The organism is Cupriavidus pauculus (assembly GCF_003854935.1).
Classification (GTDB): Bacteria; Pseudomonadota; Gammaproteobacteria; order Burkholderiales; family Burkholderiaceae; genus Cupriavidus; species Cupriavidus pauculus_C.
The window spans coordinates 15,131-31,716 of record NZ_CP033970.1; the positions used below are offsets into that span (position 1 = coordinate 15,131).

Consider the following 16,586-nt stretch of genomic DNA (forward strand, 5'->3'; position numbering starts at 1 on the left):
ATACGGCCCCGTCCGCGCGGAACGGGGCGATGCAGGGTGGATCGGCAAACGCGCTTACGGCGTCGACTTCGGCTCGGTCTCCACGACCTTGACCGCGAACTTGCCGTCGAGGATCGCCTTCTCCTTCGCGCGGACCTTCGTCATCACGTCGGCCGGCACCTTGCCCTCGAACGTGCCCAGCGGCGCCAGTTCCGCGCCTTTGTACTTCATCAGCGAATACTGGCCGTAGTCCTCGTTCCTGAACTGGCCGGCCTTGACCTTGGCCAGCGCGGCCGCGATGGTCGGCTCCATGTGCCAGAGCGCGGACGCCACCACGGTTGCCGGATACTGCGGCTGGGTGTTGATGACGTTGCCGATGGCCAGCTTTCCGCGTTCCTTGGCCGCGTCCGACACACCGAAGCGCTCGGCGTACAGCACGTCGGCGCCCTTGTCGATCATCGCGAAGGCGGCTTCCTTGGCCTTGGGCGGGTCGAACCACGAGCCGATGAAGCTCACCGTGAACTTCACCTTCGGGTTCACCTCGCGCGCGCCTTCCATGAACGCGTGCATCAGCCGGTTGACCTCGGGAATCGCGTAGCCGCCCACCATGCCGATATGGTTGGTCCTGGTCATGCCGCCCGCGATCATGCCGGCCAGGTACGACGGCTCCTGGATGTAGTTGTCGAACACCGAGAAATTCGGCGCCTGCGGCTTGCCCGACGACCCCATCAGGAACGCCGTCTTCGGATAGTCCTTGGCCACCTTGCGCGCCGCGCCTTCCACCGCGAACGACTCGCCGACGATCAGCCCGGCGCCCTGCTCAGCGTACTGGCGCATCACGCGCTCGTAGTCGGCGTTGGACACGCTCTCGGAGAACACATAGTCGATCTCGCCGCGCCCCTTGGCCTCGTTGAGCGCCTTGTGGATGCGCGACACCCACTGCTGCTCCACGGGCACCGTGTAGACCGCGGCCACCTTGACCCTGGCCTGCGCGTGGACGGCCGGCGGCAGCCCGACGGCCGCCAGCGTGGCGGCTGCGGCGGCGGCCTTGAGCCAGGTACGGCGAACGCTTCCCTTTTGCATGACTTCACTCCCCTTTTTCTGGTTGGTGGATGGTGATGATGGATGGCCGCCGGCTCAGGCGGCGGGGCTGCCCGGCCCGCTCTCTGGCGGGGCCAGCCCGCAGCCGCGCAGCAGCAGCGCCACCAGGTGCTCGGTGGCGCGCTCGAAGTCCTGCGCGTCCAGCGCGCTGACGTCCAGCACCGCGCAGACCTGCGCCTCGAAATCGGCATAGGTCTGCGTGGCGGCCCAGATCGTGAAAAACAGGTGGTACGGGTCTACCGGCGCCATCTGGCCGGCGTCGATCCAGGCGCGGATCACCAGCGCCTTGCGCGCCACCAGTTCGCGCAGCGCCTGGCGCAGCACGCCGCCAATCTCGGGCGCGCCGTGCAGCAGCTCGTTGGCGAACACGCGCGAGGCATCGGGGTGGCTGGCCGACAGCCGCATCTTGGCGCGGATGTACTGCTCCAGCGCCAGCCGCGGCGGGTAGTCGGCGCTGATGATGTCGGTCTCCGACAGCCACAGGCTCAGCGTATGCGCCAGCACGGCCCGGTACAGCGCCTGCTTGGTGCGGAAGTAGTAGTGCAGGTTCGACTTGGGCACGCCGGCACGCGTGGCGATGTCCGCCATGGTGGCCCCGGCAAAGCCGGCCCGGGCAAACACGTACTCCGCCGCGCGCAGGATCAGCGCCTCGTTCTCCTGCCGGATGCGGCCGCCCGCCGGTGGAGCGGCGCGTGCGTGGACCCTGGCGTCCATCATGCGTCGTCCTTCGGTCGGCCGCCGGTCACTTGGTGCCGTACAGCCGGTCGCCGGCGTCGCCCAGCCCCGGCACGATGTAGCCGTGGTCGTTGAGCTGCTCGTCGATGGCGGCAGTGACGATGGCCACGTCCGGATGCGCGGCCTGCAGCGCGCGCAGGCCGGGCCGCGAGGCGATCAGGCAGACGTACTTCATCGTCGTCACGCCGGCCTCCTTGAGCCGGTTGATGGCTGCCACGGCCGAGTTGCCGGTGGCCAGCATCGGGTCCACGACGATCACAAAGCGCTCGTGGATGTCCTCGGGCATCTTGAAGTAGTACTCGATAGGCTCCAGCGTTTCCGGGTCGCGGTACAGGCCGATATGCCCGACGCGCGCGGCCGGCAGCAGGTCCAGCATGCCGTCCAGGAAGCCGTTGCCGGCGCGCAGGATCGACACCAGGCAGAGCTTCTTGCCCGACAGCACCGGCGACTGCATCGGCGCGATGGGGGTGCGGATGGCGATGGTCTCCATCGCCAGGTCGCGCGTGGCCTCGTACGTCAGCAGCTGGCTGATCTCGCGCACCAGCCGCCGGAAGTTGTCGGTGGTGGTTTCCTCGCTGCGCACCAGCGTCACCTTGTGCTGCACCAGCGGATGGTTGACCACCATCACGGCGGGCGTGGCCGCGCTGGTTTCGGCAAAGGTCTCCACGGCCGTCGGTGCGTGGGTCATGTCGTTCATGGTGCGCTCCTGGTTGTCCGGGTGTCGCCCGGTGCGGGCGCAGCGGGCCGCCGGCCGCCAGGTGGGGCGGCCGGCCAATGCGTGCGCTGCGAATGCTTCGTGGTCCTGCCGCTAGAACACCGTGCCGTCGCTCTGGATCTCGAACGGCGGCGGGCCGCCCGGCGGCCGGCGCTGCGCCGCGATGCGCCGCCCCGCCGCCCAGGTGCCGCCTTCCAGCACGCGCGCCAGCGGAAAATCCTCGGCCTTCAGGCCCAGCGCCTGGCGCACCGCGTCGGCCACCAGATCCAGGCCGGTCACGGTCAGCGCGCGCCATTCCACGATCTCGGGCTCGTCCACCGTATGGGCGCGGCTGGCAAACGCGCGGTCGCGCGGCACGGTCAGTTCGAAGTCGTAGAGCAGGCCGCCGTTGCGGTACTCGGGCAGGCCGGTCAGCGCGTCCAGGCCCACCACGGTCAGGCCGCCGTCCTCCAGCGGCTCCAGCAGCGAATAGGTCAGCCACTGCGTGAGCTTGTGGAATGGCACCAGCCCGCCCGGCGCGGCCGGGTGCCGCCAGCAGTCGCCCAGCGACACGCCATCCATCTGCACGCGGCCCGGCCACACCGGACCCAGCGCCACCAGCAGCGTGCGCAGCACGAACGACGCCTCGATCCGATGGTCCTGCGCGTGCGCGGCCAGGTAGTCGAACAGGTTGCCCAGCCGCGCCGGCGTGCCGAACACGGCCGGCGTGGCCTGCATCACCTCGCCCAGCCGGCGCAGCAGCCCGGCGCGCCCTTCCAGCCCCACCAGCGGGTTGTGCTGGGCCACCTGGAACGCCGTGGCGATGGTCGACGCGTCGATGCGGGCCAGCCGCTCGGCATCGGCGCGCAGCGGATCGCCCGGCTCGGCCGAGAAGCCGCCGCGCGCGAACAGGTCGAAGCTGGCCACGCCCAGCCCTTCGGACCGCGTCAGCATCATGTCGCTGGCCGGGTCGCGGTAGCGCCAGTCCGGCCCCGCGCCGGCATCGAGCAGCACGCTCGGGATGACGAGGTCGATGCCGATGCGCGCGCGTTCCGCGCAATGGTCGGCGCCCGACATGCCCGCGCGCTCGCACAGGATCTGCCAGCGATTGATTGATTCCTGGCCCGGCCCGCCGCTCTCGAAATGGCGCCAGCGGCTGTGGTACGGCACCTTCAGGTCCGGATAGCGGCGCCGGATCGTGGCGGCCACGTAGTCGGCGATGGCATGCACCCGGTCCGGATGCCAGGTAAAGCGTTCGGACTCGCCGGATGCGACGAATTCGGTCACGGCCGCGCAATGCGTGCGCACCGCCTGGCCGCTCAGCAGCGCCGCGGCGGGGTGGTCGGCCGGCACCGGGCTGTGCCAGCCGCTGCCCGTGCCGGGTTCGTGTCCGGTCGTACCTCCTGCGGGATGTTCGTTCATTCGTTCAACCCCCTGCCCTTTGCCAGGGCGAGTTCGTTGGCATCCGGCGGCGTGTAGCTGGTGAAGTAACCCGCCGCCACCTTCGCATCGATTTCCACGCGCGCATCGGCCGGGATCAGCGCATCGGGGATGGCCACCTGCTCCACCACCTCGATGCCCTGCGCGGTCAGCGCGCCATGCTTCATGTTGCTCATCGAGGCCCAGCGGTCGATGCGCCGGATCCCGAGCCAGTGGAAGACGTCGGGCATCAGTTCCTGGAACCGCATGTCCTGCACGCCGGCCACGCATTCGGTGCGCGCGAAGTACGTCTCCGCGCGATCCCCGCCCACCTGCCGCTTGCGAGCGTTATAGACCAGGAACTTGGTGACCTCGCCCAAAGCCCGGCCCTCCTTGCGGTTATAGACCACGAGCCCCACGCCGCCCTGCTGGGCCATCTCGATGCACACCTCGATGCCGTGCGCCAGGTAGGGCCGGCAGGTGCAGATGTCGGAGCCGAACACGTCGGAGCCGTTGCATTCGTCGTGCACGCGGCAGGCCACGCGCGTCTCGGGCTTGCCGAGCTGGCTGATGTCGCCGAAGAAGTAGAGCGTCATGCCGCCGATGGGCGGCAGGAAGACCTTCAGGTCCGGCCGCGTCACCAGTTCCGGAAACATGCCGCCGGTCTGCTCGAACAGGCTGCGGCGCAAGATGCTTTCCTTGATGTTGAAGCGCCGCGCGATGCCGGGCAGGTACCAGACCGGGTCGATGGCGGCCTTGGTCACGCGCACGTCGCCGTTCGGATAGAGGATGTCGCCATCGGGCTTGAGCCGGCCGGCCGCGATGGCGGCGCCCAGTTCGGGCATGTTGATGTGGGCGCGCGTGATGGCGATGGTCGGGCGGATGTCGAAGCCGGCCGCGATGCGGTCCGCGAAGACCGTGGAGACCAGGTGGCCCCAGGGGTCGAGCGAGACGATCTTGTCCGGGTCGCCCCATTGCGCGTGCGGGCCGATGGCCTCGGCCGGCGCGGTGTCGGTCAGGTCCGGCCGGTGCGCGCGCTGCAGGCTGCCCGACGCCACCGCCAGCGCGCGGTAGATTGCATAGGCGCCCGCATGCGTGCCGATGACGTTGCGCTGCGCGGGGTCGGTCAGGCTGGCGATCACGGGCCCCCGCTCCGCGGCGGTGGGCGCGCCCCACTGGATGGGCTCCGCCGGCTTGTCGCGCCGCGCGTGCGAAGTCAGGACGATGTGATCGGACATGGTCGCCTCCCCGGTGCTGCACCGGAACACGAATCCTGACCAGATGGTCAGGTTTACATGTTCATACTAGGCAACGTCCATGCCAACGCCCAAGTGGGGTTGTTACGGTTGGTGAGGACCCGTACGCACCGGCCGGGTGCGGCGGGGGACGGACATGCGGGGCCGCGCGGGTACTTCGCGGTGCACGTGCACCAGCATCCACCGGCCAGCCCGCCATAAAAAAGCGGCACGATCCGGTAAGGATGCGTGCCGCTTCTGGCGCTTAAGGGGGCCGGGTCAGCCGCCGGCCCGCTGCCCCAGCCGCCCGCGCGCGCGGTTCGGCAGCCCGGCCGTCAGCCAGCCCACCACGGCGCGCACCGGGTTGCCGGCCTCTACATAGCGATGGAAGACCGCGCCGGCGGCGTTGCTGGCCACCCAGGCGAACACCATGCCGGCCGCGTTCAGCATCGGCCGGCCCGGCGCCACGTGCGTGACCACGGCGTTGACGACCAGGCAGACCGGAAAGTGGACCAGGAACACCGAGTAAGAGATCTTGCCGAAGTACGCCGTCAGGCGGCCGCCCGGCCAGTGTTCAAGCCAGCCGCCCCGGCGCGACACCGCCAGCAGCACCGCCGCCGCCAGCGCCACCGCGATCCGCGTGCGGAAATCCACGGCCAGCGCCGCCAGGCCAATCGCGGCCAGCGCCACCAGCGCCCAGCGCGAGCGGTCAGGATGCGACGCCCAGAACGCCAGCGCGCCCAGCCCGTAGGCGCCGAAGAAGTAGACGGCCCAGATGTCCCAGGCCGCGTCGCGGTTGAACCAGAACAGCGACGCACCGGCCAGCACGGCCACCAGGGGCACCGCCAGCGGCAGCGCCTGGCGGGCCACGGCGCGCGACAGCCAGAGCACCGCCACCATCAGCGCAAACAGCTGCAGGTCGATGGCGATATACCAGACGCCGGCCGACAGCGCGTCCACGTCCAGGATGTTGTGCAGCAGCAGCACATGGGCGACGAATTGCGCCAGATGCGGCGCGGCGGGAATGGAATCGTGCTGCATCCACGTGCGCGCGATGGCGGCGCCGGCAATCGCCACGAGGATGGCGGCCGAGAACGGCACCACCAGCTTCTGGTAGCGGCGCCAGACGGTCAGGACGGGATTGGCCACGGTCAGGTAGCCGTCGGGGGCCAGGCTGCGCGCGGCCAGGAAGCCGCTGATGACCAGGAAGACCTGCACGGCGATGCGGGCGTAGTCGGCCAGCCAGCCGATCAGGCCCGGCGCCAGAGGCTGCGCGGCGTCCGACATCGGCCCGTAGAACGCCAGGTGATGCCACACGATCAGCTGCGAGCTGACCGCCTTCAGTGCGTCCACACAGGCCAGACGGGAAGGACGGGGGCTCATTTTCGTTATTTTGTTATGCGGAAGATACAAAGTGGCGGCATTGTACCGGAACGGTGCAGCCGGAAATCCGGCGCCGCGGGGGCCGAGGGTAACGGGATGTAAGGCGGGCGGCCGGATGCCGTATCCGCCACTGCACGCGGGCCGCGGTGCCCCGTTTCCGTGCATTAGCTAATAAGAAACAAATTCTTCGCGCGGGCCGGGTGCGGGTATACCCTTGCGGCTTTCCCTGCCTGACCCCGACCATGTCGCTGACCGCTGTCCTGCCTTCCCTCCGACGCCTGCTGGCCGGCGTCGCCCTCGCCGCCGCGCTGCCCGCCGCCTTTGCCCAGAGCCCCGTGCTCGACAAGATCCGCGAGACCGGCACCATCACGCTCGGCTACCGCGAATCGGCGCTGCCGTTCTCGTTCGCCGACGATCGCGGCCAGCCGGCCGGCTACGCGGTGGACCTGTGCCTGCGCGTAGCCGACGCCGCCAAGCAGAAGCTCGGCCTGAAGGACCTGAAGGTGCGCTGGCTGCCGCTGACCCCGCAGAACCGCGTGCCGGCCATCGTCAACGGCCTGGCCGACCTGGACTGCGCGCCCAACACCAATACGCTGGAGCGCCAGAAGCAGGTGGCCTTCAGCGTGTCGCACTACGTGTCGACGGTGCGGATGCTGGTGCGGGCCGATTCGGGCATCCAGTCGTTCAGCGACCTGCGCGGCAAGACCGTGGTCACCAGCGCCGGCTCCACGGGTGACCGCCACGTACGCCGCCTGAAGGGCGAGTACGGCTTTCACGACGTCTACGCCAAGGACCACGGCGAATCGTTCCTGCTGCTGGAAACGGGCCGCGCCCAGGCTTTCGTCATGGACGACGTGCTGCTGGCCGGCCTGCGCGCCAAGTCGAAGGACCCGTCGCAGTACGTGATCGTCGGCCCGGCGTTGTCGGTGGAGCAGAACGCGCTGATGATGTCGAAGGCCGATCCGGCCTGGAAGCAACTAGTCGACCAGACGCTGACGCGCACATTCGCCAGCCCGGACGCCGCCGCGCTGCAGAAGCGCTGGTTCCAGCAGCCGATCGGCAATCGCGGCACCAACCTGGCGCTGGCGCCGTCCGCCGAGGTCGTCAACGCCTGGAAGCACCCCTCCGACGCCGTGACGGAATAGCCATTTCCGGGGCGCCGCCCCCGGATAACCCCTGAGTTGACGCCCCGCCAGCCCTTGTCCACACTGGCCCGAGCCCGGTTCTACCGTCCGGTAGGCCCGGCGACAACACGAACCGCCTTCGTGGAACCCACCGGCGGCAACTCAGAGGAGAACCCGATGCACAAATTGATCGCCACCGCCATCGCCCTGGGCCTGGCCACCGCGTCCGCAGCCGCCGTCGCCCAGGACAAGAAGTCGTTCGATCCGTACTCGCAGGGCGCCAAGGCCGGCGAGAAGTTCGACACGCACAGCCAGGGCGCCAAGTCGGGCGACAAGTTCGACCCGTACTCGCAAGGCGCCAACAAGAGCACCCGCGCCGACCTGACCGACCAGACCACGGCCGCCCCGAAGCAGCCGAAGGCCAAGAAGTCGACCAAGAAGGCGGCGCCGGCGAATTGAAGCGGGGTCGGCCGATGTGCGGCCGATCATCAAAAAAATGGAGCCGTGTCAGGCTCCATTTTTCTTTCCGGGCGGTCGGGCAAGCTGCGGCGGCTACCGGCCCGCCTCCACCGGATCCATCTCCAGCGCCGTCACGTCCACCTGGTACACCTCGTTGTTCTGCCGGATCTGCGTGCGCAGCACGAATGCTTCCATCGGGCAGTACCAGTCGGTCACGTGCAGCACGCTCGGTTCCAGTTGCAGGATTTCGTCGCCCACCATCAGCGGGCCCAGCGACGTGCGTTTCTCGTAGGTGATCGGCATGCACTCCTTGCGGCCCATCACCGTGTTGATCATCTGCTTGCGGCCGACGTGCCGGGAGCCGACGATGATCGACGCATGCAGCGCCTGCATGCTGCCGACCACCTCGTCCTTGCCCAGCGGGTAGATCTTCAGCGCCACGCTGGACTGGAAGGTCTCGCCTTCCAGGATGGCGCCTTCCTTGATGTCCACGCCGGCGTAGTTGAAGACACCGCTGCCCGTGAACGACGCCTCGCCGAACATCCGCGCATAGCGGGCCCGGGCGTTGATGACGGCGTTGCGGCTGTCGATGCGGGTGCGCGAGGTGGCGGCGTTGCGGTCGATGTTGATCTCGTGGACCTGGTCCATGACCACCGGCGGGCCCATCAGCGCCGCAAAGGCCGACTTGGAGCGGACTTCGAGTTGGGCGCTGCATCCACGTGCCGTACGCATCACTTCCCGCAAGGTCATGGTGATCGACAGCGGCATCGTCCCGTCGCCCTCCATCTGGACGCGGGAACCCGAGCGGAACCACGGCGCGTCGCAGAGCGCGGCGGCGGCGGGCATCGGCGGCGACATGCCGGACACCGGGGCAGCATCGGGCGCCGACGCCTGCGCGAATGCCGCCGGCGTCACCGCGGCAAGCAGGGACATCACGGCTGACAACAACAAGAGCCTCGGCGCCCGGGTCATGGGGATCTTTCCAAATCAGTGGCCGGCGGCCGCCAGGTCAGTGTCTGCGGGGGTAGGTGCCGGAATGGCGCAAGTATTGCGCGAAATCCGCGCGGCGGAAATGGGGCTTCGGGGTCAATTTCCGGGAACGCCCGGTCGCCGCGGCGGCCTGACCCGAAACGGCCGGCGGCGCCATGCGCTCGTGCTAACATTGCGCGCCCGTGGATGCCGCCCGGCGCCTGCGTACGTGGCGTGCGGGCCCTGCGGCGCCTGCCGCGCGGCCCGTGTCGGACCCCTTGTCCACCAATTCGCGCCATGCCGCGTTGTGGGGAGTCCGCCACCGGGCCACCTGACGAACAGCCTCCGGGACCCCGGCCATTTCAGGAGAGATATGCGTAGTTCTTCGCCCACGCGCCAAGCCGGGCTGCCAGTCGGCATGGTTGCGCTCGTTGTCATCGGCGTCCTGCTGGTCTGGTTCGGTACCCTCGATGCCCGCCACCTGCTACGCCCGGACGAAGGCCGCTACGCCGAGATTTCCCGCGAGATGTTCGCTACCGGCGACTGGGTCACCATTCGCTACAACGCCCTCAAGTACTTCGAAAAGCCGCCCTTCCACCTGTGGGTGACCACGCTGGCCTACGAGCTGTTCGGCGTGGGCGACTGGCAGGCCCGGCTGTGCGTGGCGCTGTCCGGCATCGCCGGGCTGGGCGTGACGATGCTGGCCACCGCGCGCTGGTTTGGCTGCCGCGCGGGCCTGCTGGCCGGGCTGGCGCTGCTGGCCATGCCGATGTGGAGCGTGACCGGCCATTTCAACTCGCTCGACATGACGCTGTCCGGCGCGCTGGCTTGCGTGCTGGCGAGCATGCTGCTGGCCCAGCACCCCGAGGCCACGCCGCGCGCGCGGCTGGGCTGGATGCTGGCCTGCTGGGTGGCGATGGGCGTCGCCATCCTGACCAAGGGGCTGGTCGGCATCGCGCTGCCGGGGCTGGTGCTGGTGGTCTACACGCTGCTGACGCGCGACTATGGCCTCTGGCGCCGGCTGCACCTGGTGCCCGGCATCGTCGTGCTGCTGGCGGTGACCGTGCCGTGGTTCTGGCTGGTATCGTCGCGCAACCCCGAATTCCCGCATTTCTTCTTCATCCACGAGCACTGGGACCGCTACACGTCCACCGTGCACGCGCGCAAGGGTTCGATCTGGTTCTTCGTGCCGCTGCTGGTGGCCGGCATGCTGCCGTGGCTGGGCCTGGTGCCGCGCATGTGGGACGTGGTGCGCGACCGCGCCGGTGCCGCGCGCGGCGTGGGTGGCAAGCCGTTCCAGCCGGCGCTGCTGAGCCTGGTCTGGTTTGGCGCGATCTTCGTGTTCTTCAGCCTGTCCGGCTCCAAGCTGCCCGGCTATATCGTGCCGGTGTTCCCGGCACTGGCCATCCTGGCCGCCGTGGCGCTGGACCAGATCAACGAGCGGTCCTGGAAGCGCCAGATCAACGCGCTGCTGGTGCTGGCCGTGGTGGGGCTGATCGCCGCGCCCATCGTGGCCACGCTGGACCGGCCCAGCAATCCCAACGTCGTGTTCCGCGCGTTCGCCGTCTATGTGGGCGTGGCGTTTGCGGTGCTGCTGGCCGGGATGCTGCTGGCGCGCCGGCTGCTGGAAACCCGCGGGCTGTTCCCAAGCATCACCGCGTTCGCGCTGTCGATGTTCCTGACCTGCACCATCGGCCTGATGGGCCACGAGGTCATGGGCCGCCGCGCGTCGGGCGTGGACATGCTGCCGGCCATCAAGGCCGTGCTCAAGGACGACATGCCGATCTACGGCGTGCGCATGCTGGATCACACGCTGCCGTTCTATCTTGGCCGCACGCTGACCATGGTCGAAGCTGCCGACGAGCTGTCGTTCGGCACCGAGCAGGAGCCGGACAAGTGGGTCCCGACGCTCGACGCGTTCATCGCCAAGTGGCAGGACGGCCAGCCCGCGCTCGCCATCATGTCGCCGGACATGTATGACAGCCTGGCGGCGCGCCAGGTGCCGCTCTACGTGGTGGCGCGCGACCTGCGGCGCGTGGTCGCCAGCAATTTCCCGCCGCCAGCCCCGGCGCCCCGGAACACCCCATGACCCTGTCGACTTTCGCTTTCATCCTCACGGGCGTGCTGCTCAACGCCTGCGCGCAGCTGCTGCTCAAGGCAGGCACCAACGCCGTGGGCGCCATCACGCTGGAACGCGCGACGATTCTGACCACGGCGTTCCGCGTGCTGACCCAGTGGCCGGTGATCGCCGGACTGACCTGCTACGTGATCAGCGTGGGCGTGTGGATCGTCGGGCTCTCGCGCGTGGATGTTTCCATCGCCTACCCGATGCTGTCGCTTGGCTACGTGGTCAACGCGCTGGCCGCGTGGTGGCTGTTCGGCGAGATGATCGGCCCCTTGCGCATGGCCGGCATCGTGCTGATACTCGCTGGCGTTTTCCTGATTGCCCGTTCCTGACCCCATGACTGCTTCCGCTCCGCAGGATTTCCTGCCGTTCGTCCGCCCCCAGATCGACGACGCGACCATTGCCGAAGTGGGCAAGGTGCTGGCATCGGGCTGGATCACGTCCGGCCCCAAGGTGCAGGCGTTCGAGGCGGCGCTGTCCGACCTGTTCGGCGGCCGGCCCGTGCGCACGTTCTCCAACGGCTCGGCCACGATGGAGATTGCGCTGCGCATCGCCGACATCGGCCCGGGCGACGAGGTCATCACCACGCCGATCACCTGGGTGGCCACGGCCAACGTGGTGCTGGCCGTGGGCGCCAGGCCGGTGTTCGTCGACATCGACCCGGTCACGCGCAACATCGACCTGGACGCCGTGGAGGCGGCCATCACGCCGCGCACGCGCGCCATCATGCCGGTGTACCTGTCCGGCCTGCCGGTCGACATGGACCGGCTCTACGCCATTGCGGGACGCCACGGCCTGCGGGTCATCGAGGACGCCGCGCAGGCCATCGACTCGCGCTGGCGCGGCCAGCGCATTGGCGCGTTTGGCGACCTGGTCAGCTTCAGCTTCCAGGCCAACAAGAACATCACGACCGTCGAGGGCGGCTGCCTGGTCATGAACACACCCGAGGAAGCCCGGCGCGCCGAGCGCCTGCGGCTGCAGGGCGTGATCCGCACCGGCATGGACGGCATGGACGTCGAGGAACCGGGCGGCAAGTTCAACCTGACCGACGTGAACGCGGCGATCGGGCTGGCGCAACTGGCGCAGCTCGATGGCATCACCGCCCGCCGCGCCGCGCTGGCCGAGACCTATTTCCGCTGTGCGGCGGACCTGGGCCTGGCCGACCTGGGCATCGAAGTGCCCGTGCCGCGCGACGCCGATGTCGCCACCACGAACTGGCACATGTTCCAGGTGGTGCTGCCGACCGACCGGCTCGAAGGCGGCCCGGCCGACGCGCGCCGCCGCGTGATGGAAGCCATGCGCGAGCGCGGCGTGGGCACCGGTGTCCACTACCCGCCCGTGCACCTGTTTACCTATTTCCGCTCGCTGGGCTGGCGCGAGGGCATGCTGCCGCATGCCGAGCGCATTGGCCGCGGCATCGTGACGTTGCCGTTGTTCCCGGCCATGCAGGCCGCCGACGTCGAGCGGGTTTGCGCAACCCTCAGCGAAACATGCAAACGTCTCTCTCACTAAGTCCCGTCGAGGTCTCGGTCGTCATTCCCGTCTACAACGAGGAAGACGGCTTGCAGGCGCTGTTCGACCGCGTCTATCCGGCGCTGGACAGCCTGGGCGAATCGTACGAGATCATCTTCGTCAACGACGGCAGCGCGGACCGCTCGCCGGCGATGCTGGCCGCGCAGTACCACAAGCGCCCCGACGTGACGCGCGTGATCCTGTTCAACGGCAACTTCGGCCAGCACATGGCCATCCTGGCCGGCTTCGAGCACACGCGCGGGCGCATCGTCATCACGCTGGACGCCGACCTGCAGAACCCGCCCGAGGAAATCCCGCGCCTGGTGGCCGAGATGCGCAAGGGCCACGACTACGTGGGCACCATCCGGCGCCAGCGCAACGACACGGCGTTCCGGCGCTATGCGTCGCGCGCGATGAACCGGCTGCGCGAGCGCATCACCAAGATCAAGATGACGGACCAGGGCTGCATGCTGCGCGCCTACGACCGGAACATCATCGACACGATCAACGCGTGCCGCGAGGTCAACACGTTCATCCCGGCGCTGGCCTACACGTTCTCGTCGAACCCGGTCGAGATCGAGGTGGGCCACGAGCAGCGCCACGCCGGGGAGTCGAAATACTCGCTCTACCAGCTCATCCGGCTGAACTTCGACCTCGTGACCGGCTTCTCGATCGTGCCGCTGCAGTGGTTCTCAGCCATCGGTACGATGCTGTCGATCACGTCGGCCGGGCTGTTCGTGGTGCTGCTGATCCGGCGTTTCATCCTGGGCTCGGAAGTCCAGGGCGTGTTCACGCTGTTCGCCTTCAACTTCTTCCTGATCGGCATCATGCTGTTCGGCATCGGCCTGCTGGGCGAGTACATCGGCCGGATCTACCAGGAAGTCCGCGACCGTCCGCGCTACCGCATCCAGGCGGTGCTGGAGCGCGACCCCGAACGTGACGGCCAACCGGAGGCATCGTGCGCGCCGTAGTCTTTGCCTATCACAACGTCGGCGACCGCTGCCTGCGCGTGCTGCACGCGCAGGGCGTGGACGTGGCGCTGGTGGTCACCCATCGCGACCGGCCCGACGAGAACATCTGGTTCCAGCGCGTGGCGGACACCGCCGCGGAGTTGAACCTGTCCTTCGTCTATGGCGAGGACCCGGCAGATCCGGCGCTGGCCGACGCGATCCGCGCCGCCGCGCCCGACGTGATCTTCTCGTTCTACTACCGCGCGATGATCCCGGCCGACGTGCTGGCCATCGCGCCACGCGGCGCCTTCAACATGCACGGCTCGCTGCTGCCCAAGTACCGGGGCCGCGTGCCCGTGAACTGGGCCGTCCTGCATGGCGAGACCGAGACCGGTGCCACGCTGCACGCGATGGAAGCCAAGCCCGACGCCGGCTACATCGTCGACCAGACCGCCGTGCCGATCCTGCCCGACGACACCGCCGGGCAGGTCTTCGAGAAAGTCACCGTGGCCGCCGAGCAGACGCTCTGGCGCGTGCTGCCTGCCATGAAGGCGGGCCAGACGCCCAAGCGCCCGAACCGGCTGGCCGACGGCAGCTACTTCTCGGGCCGCAAGCCCGAGGACGGCCGGATCGATTTCCGGCAGCCCGCGGCAGCCGTCTACAACCTGATCCGCGCCGTGGCGCCGCCCTACCCGGGCGCGTTCACAGACCTGGGCGGCCGCCGCTTCATCGTGGCGCAGGCGCGCCGGCTGGACGCCGCCGCCGTACCCGGGGGGCTGCCACCGGGCCTGCACGTCGTGGACGGCCACATCGTCGCCATCTGCGGCGACGGCGGCGCGCTACGGGTGCTGCAACTGCTGCAGGGCAGCAGCGCCGACCATGCGGACCCCGTGTCCGCCCCCGAATTCCAGAACATCACCGCACAGCATTGAAAGGATAGCGATGAAAAAGGTCCTGATTCTTGGCGTCAACGGCTTCATTGGCCACCACCTGACGCGCCGCATCCTGGAGACCACGCAGTGGGAGGTCTACGGCATGGACATGGCGTCCGACCGCCTTGGCGACCTGGTGAACCACCCGCGCATGCATTTCTCCGAGGGTGACATCACGATCAACAAGGAGTGGGTCGAGTACAACATCCGCAAGTGCGACGTGATCCTGCCGCTGGTGGCCATCGCCACGCCGGCCACCTACGTCCGCAACCCGCTGCGCGTGTTCGAGCTGGACTTCGAGGCCAACCTGCCGATCGTGCGCAGCGCCGTGAAGTACGGCAAGCACCTGGTGTTCCCGTCGACCTCCGAGGTCTATGGCATGTGCACCGATGACGAATTCGATCCCGAGGCGTCGTCGCTGGTCTACGGCCCGATCAACAAGCCGCGCTGGATCTACGCCTGCTCCAAGCAACTGATGGACCGCGTGATCCACGCCTACGGCATGGAGCAGGGCCTGAACTACACGCTGTTCCGCCCGTTCAACTGGATCGGCGCCGGGCTGGACTCGATCTTCGAGTCGAAGGAAGGCTCGTCGCGCGTGGTGACGCAGTTCCTGGGCCATATCGTGCGCGGCGAGCCGATCAAGCTCGTCGACGGCGGCGCCCAGAAGCGCGCGTTCGCCGATATCTCGGACGGCATCTCGGCGCTGATGCAGATCATCGAGAACAAGAACGGCGTGGCCAGCGGCAAGATCTTCAACATCGGCAACCCGGCCAACATCCACTCGGTGCGCGAGCTGGCCGAGATGATGCTGTCGATGGCGGCCGAGTACCCCGAGTACGCCGACTACGCGCGCCAGACCCGGATCGTGGAAACGTCGTCGGGCGACTTCTACGGCAAGGGCTACCAGGACGTGCAGCACCGCGTGCCGAAGATCGACAACACGGTGCAGGAGCTGGGCTGGAAGCCCGAGGTGACGATGGAGCAGGCGCTGCGCCGCATCTTCGAGGCGTACCGCGACAAGGTGGTGGACGCCCGCACACTGGTCGACGGCGACAACTGATCAGTCCATGGCCCGCATTTGCCTGAAGGTAGACGTCGACACGCTGCGCGGCACCCGCGAGGGCGTGCCGGCGCTGCTGTCGATGCTGTCGGCCGTGCAGGCCGACGCCACGTTCCTGTTCAGCCTGGGCCCGGATCACACCGGCTGGGCGCTGCGGCGCGTGTTCCGGCCCGGCTTCCTGAAGAAGGTGTCGCGCACGTCGGTGGTGTCCAACTACGGCCTGCGCACGCTGATGTACGGCGTGCTGCTGCCCGGCCCCGACATCGGCCGCCGCGCCGCCGCCGAGATGCGCGCGGCCGCCGCCGCGGGCCACGAGTGCGGCATCCACACCTGGGACCACGTCTACTGGCAGGACAACGTGCGCACGCGCGACGCCGGCTGGACGCGCCGCCAGATGCAGCAGTCGTTCGACCGCTTTACCGACATCTTCGGCGCGCCGCCGCCCACCCATGGCGCGGCCGGCTGGCAGATGAACGACGAGGCGTTCCGCCAGATCGACGACTGGAGCATGGCCTACGCCTCCGACGGGCGCGGCACCGGCCCGTACCGGCCCACCGTGGCGGGCCAGCCGTGCCGGCACGTGCAGATGCCGACCACGCTGCCCACGCTCGACGAACTGATCGGCGTGGACGACCTGACCGAGGACAACGTCCACCACGCGGTGCTGAAGCTCACCGAAGGCGACGCCGACCACGTCTTCACGCTCCACACCGAACTGGAAGGCGGCAAGCTGGCGCCCGTGTTCCGGCGCCTGCTGGCCGGCTGGCGCGCCCAGGGCCACGATCTGGTGTCGATGGCCACCTACTATCGCCACCTCGACGCGGCGTCGCTGCCGGCGCAGCCCGTCGCCTGGGGCGAGATTCCCGGCCGCAGCGGCGAACTGATCCTCCAGCCGCAGCGCTGAGC

The 16,586-nt window shown here is 68.8% G+C and carries 16 protein-coding genes; 9 read left to right on the top strand and 7 right to left on the bottom strand.

Going from position 1 to position 16,586, the window contains the following annotated elements:
- Positions 1–54: 54 nt before the first annotated feature.
- The 6 genes from EHF44_RS18340 to EHF44_RS18365 form a co-directional block, all read right to left on the bottom strand.
- Positions 55–1,062, bottom strand: a complete 1,008-nt coding sequence (locus EHF44_RS18340) for a BMP family protein (RefSeq protein ID WP_124685177.1) — start codon at positions 1,060–1,062, stop codon at positions 55–57.
- A 54-nt stretch (positions 1,063–1,116) separates the two neighbouring features.
- A complete protein-coding gene (locus tag EHF44_RS18345; RefSeq protein ID WP_437340340.1) occupies positions 1,117–1,797 on the bottom strand; it encodes a TetR/AcrR family transcriptional regulator in 681 nt (226 codons plus the stop codon).
- 25 nt (positions 1,798–1,822) lie between these two features.
- Positions 1,823–2,512, bottom strand: coding sequence for a uracil phosphoribosyltransferase (gene upp, locus EHF44_RS18350; RefSeq protein WP_124685178.1), 690 nt, complete (start codon positions 2,510–2,512; stop codon positions 1,823–1,825).
- A 111-nt stretch (positions 2,513–2,623) separates the two neighbouring features.
- Positions 2,624–3,931 (bottom strand): URC4/urg3 family protein, encoded by a 1,308-nt coding sequence (locus EHF44_RS18355; RefSeq protein WP_124685179.1) that lies wholly within the window; start codon positions 3,929–3,931, stop codon positions 2,624–2,626.
- Entirely contained in the window at positions 3,928–5,166 is a 1,239-nt protein-coding gene (locus tag EHF44_RS18360; RefSeq protein ID WP_124685180.1) for a GTP cyclohydrolase II, read from the bottom strand. Before EHF44_RS18360 ends, EHF44_RS18355 begins: the two co-directional genes overlap by 4 nt.
- Before the next feature lie 276 nt (positions 5,167–5,442).
- Positions 5,443–6,546, bottom strand: a complete 1,104-nt coding sequence (locus EHF44_RS18365; protein ID WP_124685181.1) for an acyltransferase family protein — start codon at positions 6,544–6,546, stop codon at positions 5,443–5,445.
- 242 nt (positions 6,547–6,788) lie between these two features.
- Here EHF44_RS18365 and EHF44_RS18370 point away from each other — a divergent pair, with 242 nt between their 5' ends.
- Both EHF44_RS18370 and EHF44_RS18375 read left to right on the top strand, forming a co-directional pair.
- A complete protein-coding gene (locus tag EHF44_RS18370) occupies positions 6,789–7,691 on the top strand; it encodes an amino acid ABC transporter substrate-binding protein (RefSeq protein WP_124685182.1) in 903 nt (300 codons plus the stop codon).
- A 156-nt stretch (positions 7,692–7,847) separates the two neighbouring features.
- Positions 7,848–8,129 (top strand): amino acid ABC transporter permease, encoded by a 282-nt coding sequence (locus EHF44_RS18375; protein WP_124685183.1) that lies wholly within the window; start codon positions 7,848–7,850, stop codon positions 8,127–8,129.
- A gap of 93 nt (positions 8,130–8,222) precedes the next feature.
- Here the strand turns inward: EHF44_RS18375 and EHF44_RS18380 are convergent, their stop codons facing one another.
- Entirely contained in the window at positions 8,223–9,062 is an 840-nt protein-coding gene (locus EHF44_RS18380) for a hypothetical protein (protein ID WP_253700240.1), read from the bottom strand.
- A 409-nt stretch (positions 9,063–9,471) separates the two neighbouring features.
- On the opposite strand from EHF44_RS18380, the gene EHF44_RS18385 reads away from it, so the two are divergent.
- From EHF44_RS18385 to EHF44_RS18415, 7 genes are read left to right on the top strand one after another with little or no spacing between them, the layout of a single operon-like run.
- Positions 9,472–11,187 (top strand): glycosyltransferase family 39 protein, encoded by a 1,716-nt coding sequence (locus EHF44_RS18385; RefSeq protein WP_124685184.1) that lies wholly within the window; start codon positions 9,472–9,474, stop codon positions 11,185–11,187.
- On the top strand, positions 11,184–11,555 hold the full coding sequence (locus tag EHF44_RS18390) for an SMR family transporter (RefSeq protein ID WP_124685185.1): 372 nt from the start codon (positions 11,184–11,186) through the stop codon (positions 11,553–11,555). The genes EHF44_RS18385 and EHF44_RS18390 overlap by 4 nt, the downstream gene beginning before the upstream one ends.
- A 4-nt stretch (positions 11,556–11,559) precedes the next feature.
- On the top strand, positions 11,560–12,735 hold the full coding sequence (locus EHF44_RS18395; RefSeq protein WP_124685186.1) for a DegT/DnrJ/EryC1/StrS family aminotransferase: 1,176 nt from the start codon (positions 11,560–11,562) through the stop codon (positions 12,733–12,735).
- Positions 12,714–13,706: a glycosyltransferase gene (locus EHF44_RS18400; protein ID WP_124685187.1), complete on the top strand. Its 993-nt coding sequence runs from the start codon at positions 12,714–12,716 to the stop codon at positions 13,704–13,706. Before EHF44_RS18395 ends, EHF44_RS18400 begins: the two co-directional genes overlap by 22 nt.
- A complete protein-coding gene (locus EHF44_RS18405) occupies positions 13,694–14,617 on the top strand; it encodes a formyltransferase (RefSeq protein ID WP_124685188.1) in 924 nt (307 codons plus the stop codon). Before EHF44_RS18400 ends, EHF44_RS18405 begins: the two co-directional genes overlap by 13 nt.
- A 10-nt stretch (positions 14,618–14,627) precedes the next feature.
- The gene (locus tag EHF44_RS18410; RefSeq protein WP_124685189.1) at positions 14,628–15,680 is read left to right on the top strand and encodes a bifunctional UDP-4-keto-pentose/UDP-xylose synthase; all 1,053 of its coding nucleotides are present in this window, start codon (positions 14,628–14,630) and stop codon (positions 15,678–15,680) included.
- 7 nt (positions 15,681–15,687) lie between these two features.
- A complete protein-coding gene (locus EHF44_RS18415) occupies positions 15,688–16,584 on the top strand; it encodes a polysaccharide deacetylase family protein (protein WP_124685190.1) in 897 nt (298 codons plus the stop codon).
- The last annotated feature ends 2 nt before the right edge of the window (positions 16,585–16,586 follow it).